Origin of the sequence: Acinetobacter sp. YH12145 (assembly GCF_013418335.1) — a bacterium.
Taxonomy (GTDB): domain Bacteria; phylum Pseudomonadota; class Gammaproteobacteria; order Pseudomonadales; family Moraxellaceae; genus Acinetobacter; species Acinetobacter amyesii.
Window position 1 is genome coordinate 184,016 of sequence record NZ_VPCE01000005.1, and the last position, 24,339, is coordinate 208,354.

27 protein-coding genes are annotated in these 24,339 nt (G+C 41.9%); 11 read left to right on the forward strand and 16 right to left on the reverse strand.

Going from position 1 to position 24,339, the window contains the following annotated elements; translation table 11 throughout:
* Nucleotides 1-47: 47 nt before the first annotated feature.
* Together FTU80_RS06750 and FTU80_RS06755 are read left to right on the forward strand one after the other, a co-directional pair.
* A complete protein-coding gene (locus FTU80_RS06750; RefSeq protein WP_180084587.1) occupies nt 48-929 on the forward strand; it encodes a pirin family protein in 882 nt (293 codons plus the stop codon).
* A gap of 250 nt (nt 930-1,179) precedes the next feature.
* The gene (locus FTU80_RS06755; protein WP_180084588.1) at nt 1,180-2,409 is read left to right on the forward strand and encodes an MFS transporter; all 1,230 of its coding nucleotides are present in this window, start codon (nt 1,180-1,182) and stop codon (nt 2,407-2,409) included.
* A 79-nt stretch (nt 2,410-2,488) separates the two neighbouring features.
* Here the strand turns inward: FTU80_RS06755 and FTU80_RS06760 are convergent, their stop codons facing one another.
* From FTU80_RS06760 to FTU80_RS06785, 6 genes are all read right to left on the reverse strand, one after another.
* Nucleotides 2,489-2,788 (reverse strand): DUF3817 domain-containing protein, encoded by a 300-nt coding sequence (locus FTU80_RS06760; protein ID WP_078189335.1) that lies wholly within the window; start codon nt 2,786-2,788, stop codon nt 2,489-2,491.
* A 142-nt stretch (nt 2,789-2,930) separates the two neighbouring features.
* On the reverse strand, nt 2,931-3,500 hold the full coding sequence (locus tag FTU80_RS06765) for a hypothetical protein (RefSeq protein ID WP_180084589.1): 570 nt from the start codon (nt 3,498-3,500) through the stop codon (nt 2,931-2,933).
* A 15-nt stretch (nt 3,501-3,515) separates the two neighbouring features.
* Complete coding sequence (gene yccS / locus FTU80_RS06770) at nt 3,516-5,666, reverse strand: YccS family putative transporter (protein ID WP_373685181.1); 2,151 nt, start codon at nt 5,664-5,666, stop codon at nt 3,516-3,518.
* 124 nt (nt 5,667-5,790) lie between these two features.
* Entirely contained in the window at nt 5,791-6,339 is a 549-nt protein-coding gene (gene sodC, locus FTU80_RS06775) for a superoxide dismutase family protein (protein ID WP_180084590.1), read from the reverse strand.
* A 116-nt stretch (nt 6,340-6,455) separates the two neighbouring features.
* On the reverse strand, nt 6,456-7,577 hold the full coding sequence (locus tag FTU80_RS06780) for an AI-2E family transporter (RefSeq protein ID WP_180084640.1): 1,122 nt from the start codon (nt 7,575-7,577) through the stop codon (nt 6,456-6,458).
* Between the two features lie 150 nt (nt 7,578-7,727).
* Nucleotides 7,728-8,372: a ParA family protein gene (locus FTU80_RS06785; protein WP_078192493.1), complete on the reverse strand. Its 645-nt coding sequence runs from the start codon at nt 8,370-8,372 to the stop codon at nt 7,728-7,730.
* A 132-nt stretch (nt 8,373-8,504) separates the two neighbouring features.
* Here FTU80_RS06785 and FTU80_RS06790 point away from each other — a divergent pair, with 132 nt between their 5' ends.
* Together FTU80_RS06790 and FTU80_RS06795 are read left to right on the forward strand one after the other, a co-directional pair.
* On the forward strand, nt 8,505-8,975 hold the full coding sequence (locus FTU80_RS06790; protein WP_078192492.1) for a Holliday junction resolvase-like protein: 471 nt from the start codon (nt 8,505-8,507) through the stop codon (nt 8,973-8,975).
* Nucleotides 8,976-9,030: 55 nt separating this feature from the next.
* Entirely contained in the window at nt 9,031-9,624 is a 594-nt protein-coding gene (locus FTU80_RS06795; protein ID WP_180024322.1) for a hypothetical protein, read from the forward strand.
* A gap of 47 nt (nt 9,625-9,671) precedes the next feature.
* Here FTU80_RS06795 and FTU80_RS06800 read toward each other — a convergent pair whose 3' ends face one another.
* Complete coding sequence (locus FTU80_RS06800) at nt 9,672-10,298, reverse strand: class I SAM-dependent methyltransferase (protein WP_168378146.1); 627 nt, start codon at nt 10,296-10,298, stop codon at nt 9,672-9,674.
* A complete protein-coding gene (locus FTU80_RS06805) occupies nt 10,288-10,452 on the reverse strand; it encodes a hypothetical protein (protein WP_180084591.1) in 165 nt (54 codons plus the stop codon). The genes FTU80_RS06800 and FTU80_RS06805 overlap by 11 nt, the downstream gene beginning before the upstream one ends.
* 128 nt (nt 10,453-10,580) lie before the next feature.
* Between FTU80_RS06805 and FTU80_RS06810 the strand changes: the two genes are divergently transcribed.
* Nucleotides 10,581-11,141 carry a hypothetical protein gene (locus FTU80_RS06810; RefSeq protein WP_078189325.1) on the forward strand — a complete coding sequence of 187 codons (561 nt, stop codon included), beginning with the start codon at nt 10,581-10,583 and terminating at the stop codon, nt 11,139-11,141.
* 72 nt (nt 11,142-11,213) lie between these two features.
* Entirely contained in the window at nt 11,214-11,645 is a 432-nt protein-coding gene (locus tag FTU80_RS06815) for a protease inhibitor I42 family protein (protein ID WP_257221451.1), read from the forward strand.
* Nucleotides 11,646-11,734: 89 nt separating this feature from the next.
* Here FTU80_RS06815 and FTU80_RS06820 read toward each other — a convergent pair whose 3' ends face one another.
* Entirely contained in the window at nt 11,735-12,067 is a 333-nt protein-coding gene (locus FTU80_RS06820; RefSeq protein ID WP_078192490.1) for a HopJ type III effector protein, read from the reverse strand.
* Nucleotides 12,068-12,235: 168 nt separating this feature from the next.
* On the opposite strand from FTU80_RS06820, the gene crcB reads away from it, so the two are divergent.
* Nucleotides 12,236-12,619, forward strand: coding sequence for a fluoride efflux transporter CrcB (gene crcB / locus FTU80_RS06825; RefSeq protein ID WP_180062842.1), 384 nt, complete (start codon nt 12,236-12,238; stop codon nt 12,617-12,619).
* A 120-nt stretch (nt 12,620-12,739) separates the two neighbouring features.
* On the opposite strand, the gene FTU80_RS06830 is transcribed toward crcB, so the two are convergent.
* Nucleotides 12,740-12,994 (reverse strand): type B 50S ribosomal protein L31, encoded by a 255-nt coding sequence (locus FTU80_RS06830; RefSeq protein ID WP_180084592.1) that lies wholly within the window; start codon nt 12,992-12,994, stop codon nt 12,740-12,742.
* Between the two features lie 104 nt (nt 12,995-13,098).
* Entirely contained in the window at nt 13,099-14,397 is a 1,299-nt protein-coding gene (locus FTU80_RS06835; RefSeq protein ID WP_111884186.1) for an AarF/ABC1/UbiB kinase family protein, read from the reverse strand.
* A gap of 201 nt (nt 14,398-14,598) precedes the next feature.
* Between FTU80_RS06835 and FTU80_RS06840 the strand changes: the two genes are divergently transcribed.
* On the forward strand, nt 14,599-14,811 hold the full coding sequence (locus FTU80_RS06840) for a DUF1737 domain-containing protein (RefSeq protein ID WP_180084593.1): 213 nt from the start codon (nt 14,599-14,601) through the stop codon (nt 14,809-14,811).
* Here FTU80_RS06840 and FTU80_RS06845 read toward each other — a convergent pair.
* The 3 genes from FTU80_RS06845 to FTU80_RS06855 form a co-directional block, all read right to left on the reverse strand.
* Nucleotides 14,804-15,238 carry a hypothetical protein gene (locus FTU80_RS06845; RefSeq protein ID WP_180084594.1) on the reverse strand — a complete coding sequence of 145 codons (435 nt, stop codon included), beginning with the start codon at nt 15,236-15,238 and terminating at the stop codon, nt 14,804-14,806. The two genes, FTU80_RS06840 and FTU80_RS06845, sit on opposite strands and share 8 nt — an antisense overlap.
* Before the next feature lie 123 nt (nt 15,239-15,361).
* Nucleotides 15,362-16,720 carry an MATE family efflux transporter gene (locus FTU80_RS06850; protein WP_306670494.1) on the reverse strand — a complete coding sequence of 453 codons (1,359 nt, stop codon included), beginning with the start codon at nt 16,718-16,720 and terminating at the stop codon, nt 15,362-15,364.
* Nucleotides 16,721-16,761: 41 nt separating this feature from the next.
* Nucleotides 16,762-17,220 (reverse strand): DMT family transporter, encoded by a 459-nt coding sequence (locus tag FTU80_RS06855; RefSeq protein ID WP_180084595.1) that lies wholly within the window; start codon nt 17,218-17,220, stop codon nt 16,762-16,764.
* A gap of 125 nt (nt 17,221-17,345) precedes the next feature.
* Between FTU80_RS06855 and hemW the strand changes: the two genes are divergently transcribed.
* Nucleotides 17,346-18,500, forward strand: coding sequence for a radical SAM family heme chaperone HemW (gene hemW / locus FTU80_RS06860; protein WP_180084596.1), 1,155 nt, complete (start codon nt 17,346-17,348; stop codon nt 18,498-18,500).
* Nucleotides 18,501-18,633: 133 nt separating this feature from the next.
* Nucleotides 18,634-19,041: a hypothetical protein gene (locus FTU80_RS06865; protein ID WP_078192483.1), complete on the forward strand. Its 408-nt coding sequence runs from the start codon at nt 18,634-18,636 to the stop codon at nt 19,039-19,041.
* A 43-nt stretch (nt 19,042-19,084) separates the two neighbouring features.
* On the opposite strand, the gene FTU80_RS06870 is transcribed toward FTU80_RS06865, so the two are convergent.
* Nucleotides 19,085-19,387 carry a hypothetical protein gene (locus FTU80_RS06870; protein ID WP_180084597.1) on the reverse strand — a complete coding sequence of 101 codons (303 nt, stop codon included), beginning with the start codon at nt 19,385-19,387 and terminating at the stop codon, nt 19,085-19,087.
* Nucleotides 19,388-19,729: 342 nt separating this feature from the next.
* On the reverse strand, nt 19,730-21,553 hold the full coding sequence (locus FTU80_RS06875) for an acyl-CoA dehydrogenase C-terminal domain-containing protein (protein WP_168379095.1): 1,824 nt from the start codon (nt 21,551-21,553) through the stop codon (nt 19,730-19,732).
* 230 nt (nt 21,554-21,783) lie between these two features.
* Between FTU80_RS06875 and FTU80_RS06880 the strand changes: the two genes are divergently transcribed.
* Nucleotides 21,784-24,294, forward strand: a complete 2,511-nt coding sequence (locus FTU80_RS06880) for a hypothetical protein (RefSeq protein WP_180084598.1) — start codon at nt 21,784-21,786, stop codon at nt 24,292-24,294.
* The last annotated feature ends 45 nt before the right edge of the window (nt 24,295-24,339 follow it).

Genomic DNA, 24,339 nt, shown 5'->3' on the forward strand with positions numbered 1-24,339 from the left:
TCTCTAGTAAGCTAAGATCAAACGATCCTAAATAAACCTAAAACAATATGAAAACCCTCGCTTTTATTCACGTCAATGATTCAGGTTCACCCGTTGGTGACTTTGCACCAGTCACATCAGTATTTTCCCATTATGAATTGGGAAATACCGTTTCGCCATTTTTATTGCTCGACCATTTAGGGCCTGGGGTGCTGAAACCAACCCAACTGAAAAAAGGTGTGCTGGAACACCCACATCGAGGCTTTGAAACCGTCACATTGGTGTTTAAAGGTGAACTTGAACATCATGATACGACTGGCGGCGGTGGTGTCATTGGTGAGGGCGATGTGCAGTGGATGACTGCGGCTTCAGGCATTCAGCATGAAGAAGTCTTTAGCCATGCCTTTGCACAGCGGGGCGGAGCATTTGAAATATTGCAATTGTGGGTCAATTTACCTGCTAAAGATAAAATGAATCCTGCACGCTATCAGAGCTTAGCCAAAGCCAGTATTCCTATTGTGAATTTAGCCCAAGATGCTGGTTATGTAAGGGTGATTGCAGGGCAATATTTAACAGCCCATGGCCCTGCAGAGACACATACACCCATGCAAGTATTTGATGTCTTTGTCAGAGCCAATCAAAGCATCACCCTTCCTGCACAGGAAGGGGATACCACGCTTGTGTATTTACGTTCGGGCAAGCTGAAATTTAATGAAACGGATGAACTATTAAATGCACAGCATATGGCAGTTATGTCGAGCCAAGGTGAAAATGTCGAATTGACGGCAGTTGAAGATAGCCACATGTTGTATTTATCGGCGCAGCCTTTAAATGAACCCATCTATGGGCGAGGTTATTTTGTGATGAATCATTTTGCAGAAGTCATGCAAGCCTATGAGGACCTAAAACAAGGTCGCTTTATCCAAAAAGCAGACAATGAAAAGCCATAAAAGTGGCTAGATAAAAAGACCAATACAACGCCAGCAAACACTGTTAAAATAGTCGGACTCAAACCGACAGATCGGTTCGTTGAAGTTCATTTTATCTCTATCTAGCGTCTTGTGAATACGACGCACATATGGCGGATATGCCGCAAATTCATTTTTAAAATTAATATTACAGTGCTCGTCATTGGGCTGAAGTGTCTCTCCCTATTTGTCATTTCAAGCTCGACAGCACACATTTGATATGTAGATAACAATGCAAAACGTACAAACCACAAAATTAAGTCGTGCCACCTTAATGTTTCCCTTGGCACTGGTTTTATTTGAATTTTCTGTCTATATCGGCAACGACTTAGTCCAACCCGCCATGCTTGCGATTACCCAAGAGTTTGGCGTGAGTAGTGCATGGGCACCCTCGTCGATGTCATTTTACTTATTGGGAGGTGCTTGTGTCGCTGCGATATTAGGACCTTTGTCAGACCGATTAGGCCGTAAAAAAGTCCTGTTGGGTGGTGTGGCATTCTTTAGCTTATGCTGTTTAGCGATATTGCTCACGCATAATATCGAAAGCTTTTTAACATTGCGTTTTTTACAAGGTTTCGGTTTATCGGTTATTTCAGCCGTGGGCTATGCCGCTGTTCAGGAAACTTTTGAAGAGCGAGATGCCATCAAAGTCATGGCGATCATGGCCAATATTTCACTACTGGCGCCACTGATCGGACCCGTCCTCGGTGCCTTTATGATTGATCATGTGTCATGGCATTGGGGCTTTATTGGAATCGCATTTCTATCTTTTTTGAGTTGGTTTGGTTTAAAGGCCAAGATGCCGACTCAGCACATCAGCATTCCAAAGCAACCGGTGGGTTATATTATCGATGACTTTAAACAGGTGTTCAAAAACAAACGCTTTTTGGCGTTGACACTGGGCCTACCAATGGTGGCAATGCCACTGATGCTGTGGATTGCGCTATCTCCGGTCATATTGGTGGAGCAGCTAGGACTGAGTAGCATGCAATACGGCATGGCGCAGTTTCCCGTTTTGGGCGGTCTGATCCTCGGTAATATTGTCCTGATTAAAATCATCGACAAACTGCCTCTAGGTCAGTCTGTGATGATCGGGCTACCGCTGATGTTACTCGGAACGAGCCTCGTGGTGATTGGGACGATGACTGAAAGTTATTTTCTGACCTTTCTCATTCTTGGTATGAGTTTAGTCAGTTTTGGTGAAGGGATTAGCTTTTCTGTGCTCTATCGATTTGCCTTAATGTCGTCTGAAATGTCGAAGGGCACAGTGGCTGCGGCAGTGTCTGTGATCATGATGCTGACGTTCTTTGCCGTGATCGAAATCGTGCGCGTGCTGTATGAAAACTTCGGCCTTTGGGCCTATAGTTTGGCAGGATTTACCCTCATTATCTTGTGGTTCAGCCTACCACGCTTAGTGGTGCGAGATATTATGCGACAACGTAAATTGACGGGTGAATTTTAAATTCGAGTTCATGCCATTATAGAAAAAGCCCAATGCTGTGTAGAACAACATTGGGCTTTTTTATTTGCTCTATACCGTCTTAATTTGATGTTGCAGGTTGTTCTGCATTTTTTAATTTGCGATCGAAAATGAAAGGACCAAAAGGCAATATCGATGCAATCAGGCCCATTAGAAATACGCTGAGTGACCATTTTTGCTTTTCACAGACCACAAATAGCACCACTAAGAAGGCAATAAACAAGACGCCATGTCCCATACCGACGTACTTGACCAATATTGGATTATCCATCAGGTACTTCATTGGCATAGCAATGAACAACAATAATAAAAAGGAGATGCCTTCGAGTAGGCCCACAAAGCGTAAGGTCTTGATATTCATGCGAAGTTTAAATTCAAAGTGATTTCAGCCTTGAGTGTACCTGAAAGCACTGCAGGAACGAAGCATTCCCGTTGAAATAATTGATTCGCATATTGAATCTAAGTAAATGTTTTTTAAGTTAATTCTGAGTTATCTGCTCGGATTAATCTTCTAGATCCGCTAAGGCGTCTTCAATCGAACCTTGATCAAATTCATAGTTACAGCCGAATAAAATCATCGGGCTTTTTCCGGTCATTTCAGACAGGCTCAGTTTGTGATTAATGGCATGCAGATCATCCGTTTCAGCTTCCGTGCGTAGGATTTTTTCACCACGGAAAAATGGCATATTGGCAAACATTGGATGCTGCTCAATACCATATTTTTGGGCAAGTTTTTTCACATCGGCTTGGCGATAGATCGCGAATACTGCATTGGAAGACAGGCCAATTTCTTGGGTTGGCATGCCAAAAAATTCAACCGCTTGCTTATTTTTATAGATATAAATAAACGGTTGATGTGGGTCATCATGGCGTTTCCAGCCCAGTTGCTCCAGAGTCTTTTCATAGTCGAGCAAAGTGTCATGGTAGGTGTCGTAATCGGCCTGACATTCCAAAATACGCTTCAAATCTTGTGCTGTCGGTGCTGCAAAAACAGAAGACGCAGCTAAACATGAGGTCGCCACAATCGTAGGTAATATGAGGCGTCTAAAACCTAAACTAAGCATTTTCATCATGAGTCTCAAATGATTTTATTTAATTTCCGCCTGAATCAGTTGTGTTCGAAGCTGAATCAGTTCGGCTAATGTTTCTAATAATAAACTGATCTGCTTGAGCACCAATTGTAGGTGATTAGACCGCATTTCTTCAGTGCTGAGTGTTTGAATTTCGAAAAGTTTTTGCTGAATTTTCTCAGGGTTGAGCGGTTTTTGCTGAATTAAGACCTCGTCTAGGGTGCTTTGACACCATTGCAGCAGTTCAAGGACTTGTTGGTCTTGTACCTGTTCACGGTGGCTCCCCAATGCCGAAATATAACTGAGCTGACTATGGCTATAGACCAAATAGCGAAAAGCATGTTGAATCAAAGTTTGGTCGGGTTCAGGCTCGGTACTTAAACTTGAAATCATGCTCGATAGTTCAGTTTGAGCATTATGGGCTGAACGACGGGCACGCCGATAAGCAATGCTATTGGTTTTCCCATGGAGATATTGCTCAACCACGGCATCAAAATAATGCAAGGTCGCAGCAGAGCTTTTTTGAATGGTCTTGGAAATATTGCGAAAGTCCCAATCTGGCCAGATGACATTGACTGCGAACCATGCAATAAAACAGCCGAGTAGGGTATCAACGATACGCGGTAAAATAACTGCATAACCTGCGCCTTTTAAATTAAAAATCAGCAAGACCATTAAGGTTGCCATGAGGGTCGCCATGGCATATTTTTTGGCACTCAGATAGAAAAAGCACACGCCAAAAATAATCGTTAGCAGCAATTGACCTTCGACACTCGGCACAAAATACAAAATAGGAATGCCAAGTAAGACCCCTAATATGGTTCCCAAAGTCCGCATTTTTAAACGACTTTTGGTCGCAAAATAACGCATCTGACAGACAAATAAACTGGTCAATAAAATCCAGTAGCCATTTTTGGCAAAGGGCAAGAGGGAAATGGCATAGCCCATAGCAAAGACAAAAGCGATGCGAACGGCATGGCGAAATAAGGCAGACTCAGGACTCAAATGCTGTTTCAGTTTGAGCCATAAATCATGCCAGCCGTGAATGTCGTCATCAAGTAAATTGAGGTTATCAATATGCTGCTGATAAGCCTGTTGCTGTGAATGATCTAAATCCTGCACATGCGAAAAACGTTCTTGCACACTGTCCAAATTACTCAAGATCAGCTGTAGGTTTTTCACTTCTATGTTTTGCGGATTATTGGCCATCCACTCCTGCAAAGAGGCATGCAAATGTGCCAGTGCTTGTGCGGTAATGGGATCAGGCTGATAGGGCTGTCGATGCAAAATACAGTAGGCCAACTGTTGGCAAGCCTGCGCTTGTAATCGAATATTTTTTTGAAAACGGAAAATTAAATCAGTACGGCTAAAATTTTGATGAATTTGTTCGTAGTGTAAATAATTCGCACTGGCCTGTTCGTGAATATCTTGTGCCAAGAAATATAAATTCAGCCAGTAGATGGTGTTTTTATTGGCTCTTGATGCTTTTAAACGGGTGAGTAAAGAAGCTTTGGTCGTGTTTAAACTCGGGATGACATCACTGTTTTTGAGTGATAATTCATACAGTAAGTGTTCCACATTGTCGACATTATCTGGGTCAAATAAGCGTGCTTTTGCATTCAGTACTTCGGCGATTTGTAAAAAACAACGCGAGAGATTGTCCTGTACGGGTAGGGTGGGTTTAATCAGGTAAAAAAGAATTGAGGTCAGGCCATACCATAAGGCCCCTAGAACAAAGCAGCTGGGTTGAAAATACCAGGTGTCATATTCGCCCAAGCCGAACATGGTGTAAATCGACAGTAAAATCGTGCCAAAAGATATCGTGGCATAGCGTTGCCCCAAAGCTCCTAATAAAATAAATCCTGCACTGGACAGTGAAAGATACAATATAAACAGCAGCTTATAGGGAAAGAGAAAATCTAAAATACTACTGACACTAAAGAAGAGTACGCAGACATAGAGCAAATTACGCAGTCGGATGCTGAGTCGGTCGTCAAAGTCCGTGAGCGCGGTGGCAATCGCACCTAAGGTGACGGGCACAATAAAACTATGAAAACCGAGAAAATATAATCCGAGCGTGGTGCCACTCAAAACAATACAAATTTGCAGGCAATACATAATGATTGCACTGGATTGAAACTGTTGAAACCAAGAGAGTCGCGTGTTCACAGAGTTATGAAGTATTCGAATGATTTTGTAAATTAGACTGAGCTTTTTTCTGTGAACTGTCAATTTTTATTCAATAGAAAAGCGGACTTAAAGTCCGCTTATTCAAATCTATGTGCAAGGTCGATTATTGAATCACACCACAGGCAATACGGTCACCGCCACCGCCTAGAGGTTTAGGGTCGTCAGAGTAATTATCACCACCAGCATGGATCATGATGGCTAAGCCTTGTACATCCGCCAATTTCAAACGTGGTGCAATTAAATTCACTTTTGCTGTGCCATCGGTTTGAACTTGAAGGATCGGTAAGTCACCCAAGTGACCTGTTAGCGGCGTACCGTGGTGAGGTGCAGCTTTAGGGTTAAAGTGACCACCTGCAGCAAGAGCAGCACCCGCTTTTCCATCTTTTTCAGCTGGGGCACAAGAGCCTTTTTCATGAATATGGAAACCGTGTGGACCCGGAGGAAGCTGGGTTAAATTGGTATGAATAACCAAGCCAGCAGGGCTATCAACCAAGTTAATTTGACCGATGCTTTGACCAATACCTTGAGCAGTCACGGCATTGACCGTCACGGTTTTTGCATTCAGACCTGTTGAAGTCGAGGTACTCGCACAGCCTGTAAACATCAGGGCACTGACCGCAGCAAGCGCACCGAATTTAAATAGTGAAGACATGTTTGGCATCCTGTCTGTTTTTATGGAGTTTCAACCATTGAAACAGATGCGGATACAGGATGACAGATAATTTAAGTATTTGATTGTAATATTTGTTTAATGAATTCAAGCCTGAATTAAGGTTGTTCAGGCTTATCATCTATATTGTCTAAGTTATGTGCCAACGTTGCTTTGGGCATCATGACGGGTTCAATTTGGGTTTCATGCAACCATTCACGCCAAATGGCTAACAATACTGCCAAAATCACTGGGCCGATAAATAAACCGACAAGACCGAAACTGGCGATCCCACCCAAAACACCAAACATGATTAATAAGAATGGAATCTGCGTTGCCCCTGAAATCACTAAAGGACGAATCACGTTATCGGCTGTACTCACGATACATACACCCCAAGCCATGACGCCAATGGCTTCAATGGTTTGACCTTGTGAAAATAACCACAACGACACAGCGGTATATGAAATTGGTGGGCCAAACGGAATCAGTGCCAACATGAAGGTAATGATGGTTAGTAACATCGGGTTAGGGACATCGGCGACAAAATAGCTCACACCGGCAAGTAAAGCTTGGGCAATGGCGGTGAGACCGATGCCATACACTACGGCACGTGTGGTATCCGAAATAGTGGCAAGATAATGATGAATACGTGGCCCAATGACCATTTCGAGGGCTTTACTGACCTGACTTAAAATGGTTTGACCATCACGATAGAAGAAAAATAAAGACATCACGGCAAAACACAGCTTAAAGATATTTTTACTGACTTCGCCGACCAAAACTTTACCGTAGTTCAAATGCCCCTGAATCCAAATTTGTACTGATTGAATAATACTGTTTGGGTCATTGTTCAGCTCATGCAGGGTACGACTGACTTCTTTACCAATAAACGGCAGTTGGCGAATAAAATCAGGCACATTGACATGACCAGAGAAAACTTGCTTTTGTAATTCAAAATACAAGTTACGGCCTTCATGTTGTAGCAAGAAGATCGCAAAAATCACCGGCAGACCCACCACGAGCACCACCAGTAAGATCATCAGCGCCGCACTTAGATTTGCACGATTGCCACAAAAACGATGCACCGATTGATACAGCGGCCAAGTCATATAAGCAATAATCGCTGCCCAAACAACGGGCACAATAAAGTATTTGAGTACGCTAAAGCTCAAAAAAATCAGGATAAAAAATAATCCGAACAATAAGACTTTTTGTAATGTAGGTGCGAACGTTGGCAATGCGTGCTCTGATTTTTTCATCATGTTGTGTTCAATCTTAACCGAAAAAAAAGCTCCCGAAAACGAGAGCTTGTTAACTTATGGTGAATATCTTGCAGGCTAGATCCTTGCAAGATTGGCCTTTATATCAACAAAATGTGGAATGATGTGTTAAAACCACTCGGCTTCGTCTTCAATAATGGCATTGAGCACAGGTTGCCATTGTTGCTGCATGCCGAGGTACAATTTTTGCGTTTTGTCAAAAACCGAAAGACCTTGCATGGCAAGTTGACCATAAGCGGTACGTTCAGAAATCCAAGCAACGGGCTGTTGTTCAACTTTATTGAAAAAATCTTGAATTTCTTTGGAATGAGCAGAATTGGGTTTGACACGATTGGCAAGCAATAAGATTTGGACTTTACCTTTACGAATCCGCTTAATTTCTTGCAAATGCTTTAAAAAACGACGGGTCGAGTCGATGTCGAAGAAAGATGGTTGTAGCGGGGTAATGATGGCATGAGCTTCACTCACCAACTGATCTGCATGTTCACCCGATAACGCACCCGGTGCATCGATAATTAGATATTCAATCCCTTTCGGCACATCACCAATCGACTTTTCATGACGCCAATCTAGGCTCTGAATTGGGGCGGCAGTCTCTGGGCGCTGTTTGAGCCATTGACGTGCAGACTTTTGATTGTCAGCATCTGCCAAGGCTACTTTATAACCTTTTTGCGCAAGTGCAGAGGCTAAACTGATTGCTGTGATGGTTTTGCCACAACCACCTTTTTGATTGGCAATTAATATCGTTTTCATCGACCTAAATAGATTTTATTCTGCTCATCCCTAGCATATCATTGTTTAATGCGGGGAATATGACAAAGAACCAAAGTCTAAGTTTTTTCTATAGGTTTCGCTGTAATATATTAAAAAGATTAGGAATTTTAAATGTCTGTCTGGATGGCCATGCTCATTGGCGCGTGTATTGGGATTGTACTGACCACCTTAATTTTAAGTGGCAGTCGCAATGGAAGGATTAAGGCAGAATACGAGCAATATATTGCAGAACTAGAATTGGAACATCAGCAGGCATTGGCCCATGCACAAAAACGCAGTGTAAATACCAGTCGTGCTGTTTTAAAAGGCAAAATGGCCGAACAAATGGCGCCGATCATGCCCGAATTTCAATATTTACCTAGCGATGCAAAGTTTCTCGGTGACCCGATCGATTATGTGGTTTTTGATGGCTATACCGACTTTCGTGATGGCGATGGACTCGCTGAAGACATCGAAGTGGTGCTGATTGATATTAAAAGTGGTGGGGCACGTTTGACCAAAGGGCAACAAGCGATTGCTCAAGCCATTGCTGAAGGGCGAGTGCGTTTTGAAACCATCCGAATTGATTTTGAGCATATTTAAGCTCACTTGATTCAGGCTCAGAACCGTCGAAAAGTAATAAGGACAGAATATCCACATGGAAAAACTCTTAGCGACTGCAGCCGTTTTTGCGCTCATGCTGTGGATATGGTCTGAATATTTTCGTGCCATTCCACATTTAGAGCAAACTGGTGTGCTGAAAAATTTTCAGGTCACACCGACTCAGGCATTTTCCGGTGAATATTTGCTGTTGGATAAACGCTACTACAGTGCGAGTAGTCGTACTTTACATCCGGCAGCACCGACCGTGGTGGGTGGCTTTCAAGACTTGGCCTATGTCAGCAATATTGATCTGCTACTGAGTTCAGGCGCAAATGATTTCCAGTCTTTAAAATATCATCTTGAATGGTCGCAGCAGAACCGCTGTTTTAACGTACAAGCGAAAAATGTACCCTCGACACAAGTTGAACAGCTCAACTCCGAATTGCAAAATGTCAGTGTGATTGCTCAATCCGAAGACGTCGCAAATCGTATTCGGCGTTTGAAATCAGGGGATCGTGTGGAGATTTTGGGTGAATGGGTGGATGTGCATTCCACCAAAACAGGGAAGTCGTATAGCACCTTTAATGTGTTGAATAAAAAGCCCTGTCATATCCTAAAAATTAATGCCATTCGATTAATCAAAGACTAGGTATTTTTATCTAGATTTGATTGTGCTTAAACATGGCCTTGGACGCTTTAACTCAACTTCCGTGCGCGGGCGAGCAACATGCGCTGACCAATTTTTGGAATGCCTTCAGCATCAAAATACTGCGTTTCAAAACATTCAAACTGGGCATCTTCAAGCAACTTTTGCATATGACGATCCAGATGACAGCCATCCGCGACTTTCTTTTGAATGGGCGTGAGTAAATGCTGTAACTGCTTAATTTTTCGATTTTCATTGTGTTGTACATGCTCAACCAAATGAAATGTCCCTGTTGGTTTAAGGACACGGTAGATTTCTTCAAGCGCAGTTTCAATATCGGCAATGCTGCATAAGGTCCATGTACTCACGACATGATCTAGACTTTCATCTGCAAAGGGTAATTTTTCAGCACCGGCTAAAATATGCTGTACCTCAAAGGGTGCCGCATGTACACGTTCAGCAGCTAAATGAAAAATATCGGGATTGGGCTCAAGGGCAAAAACCGTATCGACATTTTGATAAAACGCTAAATTCAAACCTGTACCAAAGCCAATCTCGAGTACTTCACCAGACACGGCTAACAGGAGTTCGCGTCGTTTATCCATCAGGCTCGGTACTTGCATGACTTGATTTAAAAGATGCGGAAAAATGTGTTGTTGATAAAATTTATAAATCATAGCGGGCATTGTTGTTGGTTTTTTTAAAGTGTAAATCATGTCGTGGAGCATGAATATGGGCCAATTGACTGAATAACAGCATTTTGTTACCAAGTTCATAAGGTTTATGCAGACTGTGTGCGTAATATAGAGTTACAACTAGTGAAAACGACATTCATCAGGCTCAACCTACGCGATTTTAAGCTCATGTTCAGGTTGGGGTATTATGAATAGATGAAGTCGGCTCAATTGCAGAATTAAAATTGAGTAATGTGAAGTATTACAGGGTAAGAGGATAACGCGATGATCAAGCGAATTGCATTAAGTACTGTGCTTGCAGGCTTTTTATTGAATGTCGGTGTCCAAGCGTCTTCAGATTATAATATTGCCAAAGGCTTAGCACCTGCTGCCAAAGGCCAGTCGATTTCTACCTTGAAAGAATTTAAAGGTGATTTCCGAATTTTAGGTTCAAAAACCTATCAAACAGATGAACAAGCAAAATTTTCTCCGATTGATTATGCAGTCAGTTGGGGCTTATTTGCAGAGCCAGAAATTGCTCGTACGATTTCAGTCAATCAATATGACCGTTTCTTAAATTGGAAAATGGATCGTGTTCCTGTACCGCAAAAGCAAGCCATGATGATGGTGTCGAATATGCACATCATTCCTGCAAACCCGCAAATTGCGAAGCAAATTACTCAAGTGAAACGTGGCGATCTTGTGCGTTTAAAAGGGGATTTGGTTGAGGTGAAAGACAAAGATTTGGTTTGGACTTCATCTTTGACCCCAACAGATACGGGTGATGGGGCTTGTGAAGTTTTTCGTGTAAGTTCGATTCAGTGGATTGAAAAAGTCAAAGGCTAAACTTCGATTACATCGAGATCGTATTGAAATCGGTGTGCATTAGATTCAAGGTAAAATAATTTGATGATGAAAATGACGATAAAGAAACAGCTTATTTTGAGTCTAATGTTGGCGAGTGGTTTGGCGCTTGGCGGATGTACCAGTATGAGTTCAACTGTAGATGGGAAAACCCATGTATTTACTGAACAGCAAAGTTGTCCGACCTTGCTTGAGATGGATCGTGGACAGACTTTGGAAGTACTGTTAAACGAAAATCCAAGTACTGGTTATGTATGGTCTTTGGCTGAGCAACCGAAACTTTTTAAAGTTGAAGAAGTGTTTCAGTCAGCTCAACAACAACAAGCTGCTGCTGCAGATGCGACACCAGTGCTTGGTGTCGGTGGTCAAAAAACTTATCGTTTTACCGCAACGACTGCGGGTGAAGAATTACTACATTTGAAGCATGCACGAGCTTGGGAAAAAACCGCGATGGCTGAATGGACTTGCAGAGTTCGAGTATCTTGATTTGAACCAATGATGAAAAGATAAAAAAGCCAGTATTTATACTGGCTTTTTTATTGCAGATGAACTGATTTAAAACGTCCACGTATGCATTATTTCGCGCTCAGCGCTTGACCGTCAAATTGAATACCTTCCCAACCATTTTGCATAAATTGGCGAATGTTTTGGTGGTCAGTTGCGTCTGGTGTCGCCAAAACAGCAGCATAATGTTCAGCAAAAAGACTTAAGGTTTCAGCTTGGTTTAGACCATTCAATTGGGCAAAAGAAAATACTTTGGCACTGCCTTGGTTTTCAGTCGCTGCATTGGCTTGTTTGCCATTGGTAAAAGCAGTTGGTGTGTGGTTATAACGCGCTTCAATAAATGCAATCACATCTGAAAATTTCGCAGTCCCTGCTTGAAGTTGATCTAATAATTCCTGAGCCATAATGTCCTCTTTCAATAAAAAATACCGCAAAGTGTTGCAGACTATAGCAAGCTTTGGCCCAAACATTTAACACTATTTGCGTAAATTAAATGCGTGTATATTGAAGGGCGACCTTAGGCAGACTGTTGCCTAAATTGTAGATACCAATGATGTTGAAGTAGGACAACTATGAACTGGCTTTTGGTCGCATGTGGCGGCGCAATTGGAGCAACACTTCGCTATGCAGCAGGACTGTTATTGGCCAAGCCAACAGTACTCTTTCCATGGGCTACATGGTGGGTGAATATTTTAGGTTGCTTTTGTGCAGGTGCGTTCTTTGCATTTAGCCAAAAATATCCCGTTCTACAAAATGAAGCACGCTTATTGCTTATGGTCGGGATCTTAGGTGGCTTTACCACATTTTCCAGTTTCGGCTTAGAAACCTTTCAACTGCTCAGACAAGGGCAAAGTGGGCTGGCATTTAGTTATGCCATTTCCAGTGTGGTAATTGGTGTCATCGTATTGGGGCTGGGATATTACTTATTTCAGTCGATTTTAAAAATAGATGTTTAAAACAACGTTTGAAAACCACAAAATTTCAGACATAAAAAAAGAAGCTCAGGCTGGAGGAGGGGAACCCTGAACTTCTTTAATGTTTTAATTTTAAAAGAAAAAACTTAATCTAAACTGAACTTATTGTGAGCGTTTGAAACGCGCAAAGCGTTTATTAAAGTTCGCAATACGTCCTTCGTTATTCACTTGGCGTTGTTCACCTGTATAAAAAGGATGTGATGCACTTGAAATATCGAGCGTCACATAGGGATAAGTTTTGCCTTCAAACTCTTTGGTTTGATTGGTGCTTAAGGTACTGCCAATCACAAAAAAGGCATTGGCATTGGTGTCATGAAAGAGCAATTCACGGTATTCGGGATGGATGTTGGCACGCATTCTTCTGTTCCTTAAATTTATTGACTTAAGCAATGTTATAACATAACAATATAAAATGCAAATATTGCCCGAAATTCATCAGGCAATCAGCGCGTCATGTTCACTTAAGCGCTAGGTGGGACCAACTCATCAAAGAGATCATTGAGATTGTCATTCACTTTCAAATGAATCAAATTCCAATAATGCCCTGAAACAGTCCGGTTCACCATCAGGGTGTCTGGCGACGGTTTAAACACATCCCAGTATTTAAGAGAAGGCTTAATTAATTCTACCCCGTCATGGTGTGCTGAGTTTTCAGCAAAGTCGTATTGTGTGGTCAGTGGACGCATCAGCACTTCTAGCCATTGTTCATACAACTCCGCAGGAAATTTACCGAGTTCATTGAGTGAATGTAAGGCATCGAGTTGCTGTTCCATCAGCGGAATATCGTGCTTGCGTGCAGCATTGATCAATTGCTTAAAATGCGACACGATTTCAGGAGACAGGGTTTTCACACCGCCGTAGTCATATACGATGACGGAACCATCTTCACGAAAGGCGAAGTTGCCCGGATGTGGGTCACAGTGGAAACGTTTAAGGAAGAAAATTTCACGGCCTATGGCACGGAATAAGCGCCTTCCCAAGGCATTTCGTGTTTCTTGTGACCATGTGCTGGCAGTTTCTATACTGTCGCCAAGCTCTAGACTTAGAGTCAAAATATGACGTGAAGAATAATCTTTATAGACTTGTGGAATGATGATTTTGTCATCCAGCGCACTATGAAACGCACGGGCCACATCTAAGTTTTGCGCTTCAATTTCATAGTTCAGTTCGTTGTCTAAACTGTCCTGAATTTCACGAAATAGCTTGTCTTGTAACTTCCGATCAATTTTTAATACGCCCATCAGACGAAGTGCAAGGCGAACTTGTTTTAAGTCACTTTCACAGGCTTCTTCGACACCCGGATATTGCACTTTCACCACCACCTGCTGACCATTAGGTAACACGGCTTTATGCACCTGCCCAATGGATGCAGCGGCAAAAGGTTGTTCTTCAAAACTTTTAAAAATTTGCGCGAGGGGTTTGCCGAGTTCTTGTTCTACTTGGGCCTTAATTTCAGCAAAAGGCATGGCTGGCGCTTGGCGTTGTAATTTACTGATCGCTTTTGCGACTTCAGGTGGAAAAATGTCTTTGTACTGCGAGGCAATTTGTCCGACTTTCATCACCGCACCTTTCATTTCACCCAAAGTGTCTGCAATTTGCAGACCGATGTCCTGAAAAAGTTTACTGCGAGATGCATTTTTCTGTTCTTCATCGGCAGTGATATTGCGGATGGAATTGGAAACGGTTTTAGTAGCAATGCTTGCCGTCATACTGGCAAGTTTCATAAAGCGACGACCCGGTGTGCTAGCCGTTTTTGCCATGTGATGTTCCTCAAGATCATCATTTATTATCTAATACCGATCATAGGCGACAAAACACAAACTGCCTACTTTAAATTGTTAAGACTTTATTTACATTGATAAAATGATGGGCAAAAATGTAAATACTGAAAATAATTCAGGCAAATTTAAGCCACGTGCTGAATGGTTTAAAATATCGCGTCGCTAGAAGAGAACTGAACGATGAAAGTGTATCGCTATTTAACCGGTAAAGATGATGTCAATTTCTGTGCCCGTGTGACCAAAGCTTTAAATGAAGGCTATGAATTGTATGGCTCACCGACCATGAGTTTTAATGGGACAGATGTGATTGTCGGGCAGGCGATCGTGAAAGACGTAGAAGATGACAGCCAAGTGCCACAAGGTTTAAAAAGTGCCATCGAGGCGCTTAATTAGTTGGTTTTGCTACTTCGCTCGATTCAGTTTTTTCCAGTTCTAAATGTGGACTGAGATATTTACTGCATTGGTTATGGTGTAAATTTTCATTCAAGGTGATGAGGTTTTGCGTCACGATAAAATCCTGATCATCCGCAGAGGCAAACTTTTGATTGGCCTTGATGAAGTCCTGAAAGGTATATGCCATACCAGATTGCTGACAACTTAACTTTAAACGTGCGGTATATGAGTCTGCTTGTTGTTCATGATAAAAGCGAAAGGCTGTCCAAAGTGCTTGATTGATGTAATCAAATTCGGGTTGTGATTGGACTTTAATGGGTGCGTGATATAAAGGAAATTCATGTCGGTTGATCGTTTGTTCAGCTTGTAGTGACATGGAAAAGCCTAAGCTCAGACAGAGACTGATCGAGCGAAATACATGGGACATGTTTATTTTCCTCTTCTTCATGCTTTTTATTTATGGCATTGCTATGCAGGGTGTTAATTTGCATTAATCTTCTGCATAGCGTAGCCGTATTTTTAAGTAACTTTTTAGATGATTTTTAAGGGCTTATCCCGCTTGAGCTAAACGTTTATTCATCATAAATAAACGTGTAAGTAGCAGTATACAGGCGACAGTCAGACCCACAATTAGGCCAATCCAAACGCCTGCAGCACCAGTCGTGGTGAAGCGTGCAAGATAGATCCCGACAGGGAAGGCAATGATCCAATACGCGATCATGGTGATCCACATTGGTCCTTTGGTGTCTTGCATACCGCGTAAGCACCCTGCGGCACTGACTTGCCATGCGTCCATCAACTGATAGGCAATCGCGAACAACACCAAGTACACCGCAAGCTGAGTCACATCATAGTCATTGGTATACAGTGACACAATTTCATTACGTAAAAGCCAAAGCAGCAACATGGTAATCAGGGCAAATACCGTCCCTGTCAACATACCGACTTTCTGGACTTTTCGCATAGCCAGCCAGTTCTTTTCCCCATAATAAGTACCGACCCGAATGGTCAGCGCAATCGCTAGTGACATTGGAATCATAAACAATTGCGAGGTAATCGAAATGGCGACTTGATGCGCTGCAATGGTGACTTCGCCCAAGGGACTCAACACAATAGCGGCTGTACTAAAAATACTGACTTCAAAGAAAATGGCTAAGCCAATAGGAAAGCCGAGTTTTAAAATACGTTTGATCCATTCACTGTTCATTTTTTCAAAAGCAGCGAAAGGTTGGGTTTTTTGATAGGCCGATCCTTTGAAAACGTACATCGCCAAAGCAAAGAACATTAACCATTGCAAAATCGCGGTGGCAAAACCACATCCTGCTGAACCCAGTTCAGGGACTGGGCCTAAACCATACATAAAAATAAAGTTCAGTGGAATTAACACCAATAAGGCCAGCAGACTCAGCACAGTGACTGGACGTGGATGCCCCAATGCTTCTGAGTAACCACGTAAAGCTGCGTACATGGTGACAGCAGGCATACCTAAACTAATGGCGTGTAAGAATAAGCTCGCCTTCGGAAGTAATACTTCAGGGACACCCAATAACGGTAAAAGCAGCGGCATAGCTTGTAAGACTAATGCGGCAATGATCCCTAAAAATAATGCGACCCACAAAGACTGACGGGCGATGGTGGCAATTTTTTCAGGCGTGCGAGCACCATTGGCTTCTGCCACTAATGGGGTGGTTGCAATCATAATGCCGCTGAACAGCAGCATGACCGGTATCCATAAACCGACCCCGACCGCAATGGCTGCAAGGTCATTGGCGGACATGTGTCCAGCCATGATGGTATCAATGAGACCAAATCCCGCTTGCGCAAACTGCGTGATCAATATCGGGATCATTAAATGAAACAGTTGTTTTAATTCATACTTGCTGCTTGTTACAGCCGTGACAGTAGACACAGAATGTACTCATTTCTTGTGAGGTGCTTAGGAATGAGGTCTTAGCGTTGGAAAGTGAGAAGCACACCAATAAAAATCACCACGCCACCCAATAAGCGTTGCCAGTTAATCGGGGTTTTTTCAGTGCCGAGCAAGCCAAAATGGTCAAATACCATCGACATTAATATCTGTCCAAAAATAATCAGACCGGAGAGGGATAAAAAACCCAGTTTCGGTGCGGTATAAATACTGATACTGATGGCATAAACACCCAAACATCCCCCCAGCCATAAATACCAAGGGATTTGAGCAAAACTTGCAAAGTCCGGTTTTTCGGCCGATTGAAAAAACACCATAAAGGCGAGGACTATTGTACCAATCAAAAAAGAAAAAAGGGCAGCTTGCAGCGGTGAATATAAATATTCACGCAATTGGCTGTTGATCGCTGTTTGAATGGTCATGGCGATACCAACACCCATCGCGAGCGGCAGTAAGTACAATAAATGGCTGCTTATTTTCATCTTCTAATCATCTAATTCTTCTTTAATTTTATTAGTCTACTGTATTGTGGATGAGATTTCATAAGCGCTCTGATGCAGTCATGTTAAAATGCGCTTACTTCTTTTGTTCCTTTTGAGCATTTTCCTTGGTTGAATTAAATCCTGCAGTTGTTCCGTTATCTTTATACATTCACATGCCGTGGTGTGTGCGCAAATGTCCATACTGTGACTTTAATTCGCATGCAGTGCCGAATGGTGAATTGTCTTTAGACTTAGAACAAGAATATTTACAGGCGTTGGTTGAAGACTTTAAAACGCAAGTCGATTTTGCTCAGGGTCGCTTGATTCATAGTGTATTTATTGGTGGGGGTACACCATCGCTCATTTCATCCAAAGGCTATCAATGGTTATTTGCTCAACTCAAAGCGTTAGTGCCATTTGAAGCGGACTGTGAAATTACCTTGGAAGCCAATCCGGGCACGGTTGAGCACGATCCTTTTGCCGGTTATTTAGATGCAGGGATTAATCGTCTATCTATCGGTGTGCAAAGTTTTAATACCGACCAGCTGAGAAAACTGGGCCGGATTCATTCCAATGATGATGCGATTTCTGCCATTCAGCATGCAAAAGAGGCGGGTTTTGAACGCGTAAATGTCGACTTGATGCATGGCCTGCCTGAACAAACCATTGAGCAAGCGCTTTTGGATTTGAAATTGGCTGTGGAAAATGGGGCAACCCATGTGTCGTGGTATCAATTGACCATTGAACCCAATACAGTTTTTTTCCGCACAAAACCGATTTTACCTGTCGATGATGTGCTTGAAGATATTCAAGAACAGGGCGAAGCCTATTTAACAGCGCAAGGCTTTATCAATTATGAAGTATCGGCATGGCGTAAAGAAAAGCCGTCGGCACATAATTTAAATTATTGGCAGTTTGGCGATTATTTGGCGATTGGCGCAGGCGCACATGGCAAAGTGACCATGCCAGACGGGGTGTATCGTTTCCAAAAAACCCGATTGCCGAAAGACTATTTAGTCAAAGTACCTGCTGAACATCTTCAGTTTAAGCGCATCGAAGCAGCCGACATGCCTTTTGAATTTATGATGAATGCACTTCGTTTAAATCATGGGGTGGAAGCCAAGCTATATAGCGAGCGTACAGGGGAAAGTTTAGAGCCGATTGCCGAGTTATTGAACTCATTACGTGAACGTAAATTGATGGTCAATGATCCAACACGTTTGTCTTGTACCGAGCAGGGGCATATCTTTTTAAACTCAGTATTGGAAGAATTCCTGTAATGAAAGCTATGTCAAACTTGTTTTAAAATTTGAGCGACAAGTAATTTTTCATATTTCGAATGTAATTTGCAGAATGTGTATGAAATTATTCAGTTGATAATTGAATTTATATGGCATAAAGGAACTTCAGAAAATGAAATATATTTTAACTGCGACGTTATTAACTATAGCTTTGGTGGGTTGCACCGATAAAAAAGCACCATCAGAACAAAATGTTGCAACAGAGGCAACGGCCACAACTGCACAAACAAACGATGTTGCAGTAGCTCAAGATGAGCAAGTGATTCACTTTACAGGGCCACAAGATCTTAGCCTTGAGTTAAAAACCAAAGATAATTTTGAAACCGCACAATTGACTGATAATTCTGATCGTGTGTATGAATTGAAACGAGCAGTTTCAGGAAGTGGTGTACGACTTGCCAACGACCAAGGTGTTTCAATTCACTTTAAGAACTTTAATGGTGTGAATGAAGGCACAGTTGAGTTGGTAAAAGATAAACCCATAGAGATTAAAGAATTTATTGCTGATAAAGCAAAGTAAATATTAAAAAAAGACCGCATGAGCGGTCTTTTTTTAATTTAGCTTAACGATGTTTCGGTGGCATTGGCGGTAATTTATGCTGCGAAGCAGGTTTGTGTTGATTGCCTTTAAAAGCTACTGCCTTATGATTTTGTTTGGCAAATTTTGCATGAGCTTGTTGATGCTCTTTTTTCACTATTTGCGGCCCAGCAGGTTTGTGATGTATTGCTTTAGGAGGTACAGGTTTTTTATCAAAGTGTGGAGCAGGTGATGGATTTTTATGATTGAATGCAGGCGCTGCCATTGCAGACATTGTCGCAGTTATTGCAATCAGACCAATCATTAATGAAGACATCAATTTTTTCATGGTTACGCTCTTTATGAATCAATGAAGTCATCATAGGGGGAGGCTATGGAGAAGATATGAAGTTGTATGAGATACAAATGTAAAGCTAAAATTATGGAGTTAAATTTACTTTAAGTATTTAATATTTATTAAATAAAATTATGTTTTAGCGATAAGGTGTTCTATTTTTGTTGAAAAATACAACAATATTTCTCCATATAAAGTTCATCTTTATACATTGTTATTACCTCATGAAGAAATTAAGAATACTACTCGTAATTCCTATAGATCAAAATTAAAAGAGAAGACAAAAAAGACCGCCGAAGCGGTCTTTTTATAGAGTCATTTAACTCGGTTTAAAGCTTAGTAGTCAAAGCTAAAGTGTTCAGGAGCCAAAGAAGTCATGGTCTTCGATGGGTTAACCATTGCTTCAGCGTGACCTTGTGAGCGTGGTAATAGACGTTCAAAGTAGAAGTCTGCCACTTTGATTTTTGCTTTATAGAACTCAGGAACTTCTGCACCATTGCCTTCTGCTAATTTTTCAGAAGCTACGGCAGCTTGTTGTGCCCAGAAATAAGCCATCATCACGTAGCCAGAGAACATCAAGAAATCGACAGAAGCAGAAGATACGATGTCACGGTCTTTACGTGCTGCAAGCATGATACGAACCGTTAATGCATTCCACTGTGCGCAAAGCTTCGTTAAGTCCCACGCAAAACGACGCATGTATTTGTTACGTGCATGTTGACCACAGAACTTCAAGATTTCTGCTGTGTAGTCACGAATCACTTTACCTTTAGAGGTCAGCAGAACTTTACGACCAATCAAGTCTAGTGCTTGAACACCGGTTGTGCCTTCGTAGAGAGTAGAGATACGTGAGTCACGAACGATTTGTTCCATGCCCCATTCTTTAATATAACCATGACCACCGTATACTTGCATACCATGGTTTGCAGCTTCATAACCCATTTCGGTTAAGAAACCTTTGAGAATCGGTGTGTAGAAGCCTAAGTGGTCATCATGTGCTTCAAACGCTGCTGTATCACCGCGGGTTAAAGCATCAGTCATTTTGTCCGCAATTTGAGCTGCATAGTAAATCATTGAACGGCCGCCTTCAGCGATCGCTTTTTGAGTTAAAAGCATACGACGTACGTCTGCATGGTGAATAATCGCATCGGCTACTTTTTCAGGATCTTTTTTACCTGAAAGCGCACGCATAGACATACGTTCTTTCGCGTATGGAAGTGCGCCTTGGAATGCCAATTCAGCATGTGCAATACCTTGAATTGCTGTACCAATACGTGCAGTGTTCATGAAGGTGAACATTGCATGTAGGCCTTTGTGTTTTTCACCGATCAAGTAACCAATGGCATTGTCAAAGTTCAGCACAGCTGTTGCCGAAGCACGGATCCCCATTTTGTGTTCAATCGAACCACAAGTCACTGGGTTGCGTTCGCCCACTGAACCGTCTGCGTTCACAAGGAATTTTGGAACGATGAACAATGAAATCCCTTTAGTACCTGCAGGAGCATCTGGAAGACGAGCAAGTACGATATGCACGATGTTATCTGTTAAATCATGCTCACCCGCAGAGATGAAGATTTTTGTACCAGAAATTGCATAGCTACCGTCAGCTTGAGGTTCCGCTTTGGTTTTTACCTGACCTAAGTCGGTACCGCATTGAGGTTCAGTTAAGCACATGGTGCCTGACCAAGTTCCAGCAACAAGGTTCGGTAAATATTGGTTTTTCTGTTCTTCTGAACCAAATTGTAGAATGGTGTTGATACAACCTACGCTTAGACCCGGATACATTTGGAATGACCAGTTTGCTGTACCCATCATTTCAGATTTGATGAGATTCAACGACTGTGGCAAGTTTTGACCGCCAAATTCTTCAGGGAAAGACAGACCTTGCCAGCCACCCTGTACAAATTGGTCATAGGCTTCTTTAAACCCTTTTGGTGTTTTCACATCACCATTTTCAAAATGACAGCCTTCTTCATCACCCGTTTGGTTTAAAGGTGAAAGGATGTTTTCACAAAAATCCGCTGCACCTTCTAAAATCATGTCGACAGTATCTGCATCAGCAGCTTCACCATTAGACAAAGTTTTGTAGTGTGCTGGGTAATCGAGCACTTCATTCATTAAGAAACGAATATCGTGTAAAGGCGCTTTATATGCAGGCATAGTCTTAATCCTAATATCTAAATTTTTTTGGATTATCTGTATTGATGATTTGATTATTCATAATTTCATCCAAAAAACATTGATGAATACGCCCTTAAAAAATGTCAGAAAGGCGAATTGTAATATTTAACCAACATGTGAAAAGTAAACTTCTGATAGACTAGATGTTGATCTTTTGATCATTTTTTTCTTTTAATAAATCATAAAGAACTTAGGTCTTTCGTACAATTATGCGATTAAAATATATAACACTTTGTTTACTGGGTTTGAGTATTACTGGGTGTGCTCAACATGTCATAAAAACCAATTCAACGGATCAGTCTCTTGGGCAACAAGCCACTCAAGGCTTAAACGCAATGTTTGAAAATGCCAGTTATGACATGAAAGGGCAATTTTCAATTCAGACAGATATTCAGTTCGATGAAAAAAAGCCTGAAACCAAGTCAAAACCTGCGATAAGCACACAGCCAGAGCTGGATCCTAAACTTAAAAAACAACTGGATCAGTTGATTAAAACCCAAAATATTCCGTTTAGCCAAAAAGAAAAGAAACAGCTCTATCAAGCCATTGCCAATGAATCGATCCCACCATCAGCGCGTTATAGCGATGAAGAGGATGGCGTTTCTCCGCAATCTAAAATTGCACAATCACTGCTGAATGTGTTGAATGATTTACAGTTTAGCTATAGCGGTTCAGTACATTTTAGAGAAAAACTTGCCGCCTTAACCTTACAACTGAGTTATCAAAAACCGACTTTGCAGGTCAATGCACAGTTGCCGATGATCATTGATTTTAATCAACATAAATTTTATACCAACTACTTTGCGTTCATGCCGTTTATGGTAAATCGTGAAAGCCAAAGCAGCTTGGCTTATGTGGATTTTTCAAAACATAAAGAGACGATTGCTCAGTACGATTTGAAAAAATTTGCTGACTATTTAAAACAAATGAATGCTTTGCCCTATGTCTTGGCAGAGCCGAATCAAGTGCAAAATATTGCTTTAACACGTGATGAAAAAAATGCAGGGCTGACTAAAAAAATCCGCTATGTGGGTGATCTTAATGCGCTATACACCCAGCTTGAACTTTTCGATTTTGTGAATGCCAACTATTACACCACGCAAATCAAAGGTCAGCGTAATAGTGACGCCGAGCAAGATGAATCTGTGGACGCTGCTGCGCATCTCAGTGCTTCCGAAGAGGCGATGGCTGCGGCTGAAGCGGCGGGAGGGACTGCAGTAGCGGCAGCAGTTGAGGATGAAGACTTTGATGAGGCTTATGCATCTGTAGAACGTGTGAATGAGCTGCTCAATGCGAAAATGCATGGCCTGATGTATCACCAACACGAAACGGAAGACGAACAAACGTCTTCTGCCGCTGAATCTGCTGAAGAGGCGATTGATACTGCAAGTGCATATGCGGAGGCAACCGCGGGTGATGACGAAGAAGCCTATAGTTCGGATACTGAAGTAACCGAAGTTTATGCGGCTTCCGAAGAAGATGATGAAACAGCGAACTTATCTGAGGAAGTCTGTCAGGCCTTGATGAATACCAAACAGGTGCCGATTGGTAAAGTCACACTGTGTCAGGATTATCAAGATGTTCGGGTGATACCGCTGCAAGAAGATGCTGTACCATCGGCTTCTGATGCGGACACATCCAATACAGATTCAGAGATTTCGGACGCTGTTGAGCAGTTAAAACCAGTATTCCAGCAATATCAAAGTGAACAACTTGTCGATGTAAAACAATTCCAGCAATTATGGCAAAAGCATCAAGCTGAAATTGCGCAGGTGCTGAATGCACAGGATAAATCATCTTCGAATGTGGTGATGGATGTAGGCTTAGATCACAAAGGCCGCGTCCAAGTAATGGACTATCAATTGGCCTTTAATGAGCCACGTTTAGGTCAATTAAAGCTGAAAAGTAGCAACCAAATTTTGAATTATGGCAATGCGACTAAAATTGATCGTCAAGCCATGAAACAGGCAAAATCCATTGAGGAAGTCAGTAAAGATTCACTCTTTGAAAATATGTTGAAAGGTCTGCTTGCGCCAATCACGGGAAATGATCCTCTGCTTGTTGAAGCAGAAACTGCATCGGTTGATGATGTCCGTGCTGCAAATGAAGAAATCGAACTTCCTGAATATCTCAGTACTGTGGCATTGCAAAGTTATAAACGTCATCAATCTGAAGTGAAAGCCTATCAAGCGGCATTTGTCGTGGCATTTGCTAATTATCGCGCTCAGTATGTGCGTTATTACTCAGCCAATGATTTGAATGAAATTGCTGAAGTTTATGCATATCGATTTGTTGATGGCTTAAAAGAGCCAACAGGCAATGCGCTGAAACGTTTAAATCAATTACGTGATAAGCATGCTTTGCATCGCTATCAAGACTTTGATGACTTAGGTTCTTCAGTCAATCATTATGTGCAGTCGGGGATTGGTGAGTACAAAGCTCAGGTTGAGTGGAAACAATTGCAAAAAACCTATAAGACTGATCAGGCGATTTTTGCACATTTATATCAACAAAACTTTTTAGCCAATTATGAACTGGAAGGAACTGAAAAAGCACATTTGGTGAAAGCATCAAAAATCTATGCGCAAGCCTTTGCTGATGATATCAAAGGAAAATTATCAGAAGCGTCATTACAAGGCCTAACAGCAGAACACGAAGAGTTGTTCAGCCAATCGGCTTATTATGAAACCTATAAGGCCATTCAAAAACACAAGAACTAAGTTGGATAAAAAAAGAACCTCAATTGAGGTTCTTTTTTTAGGTGT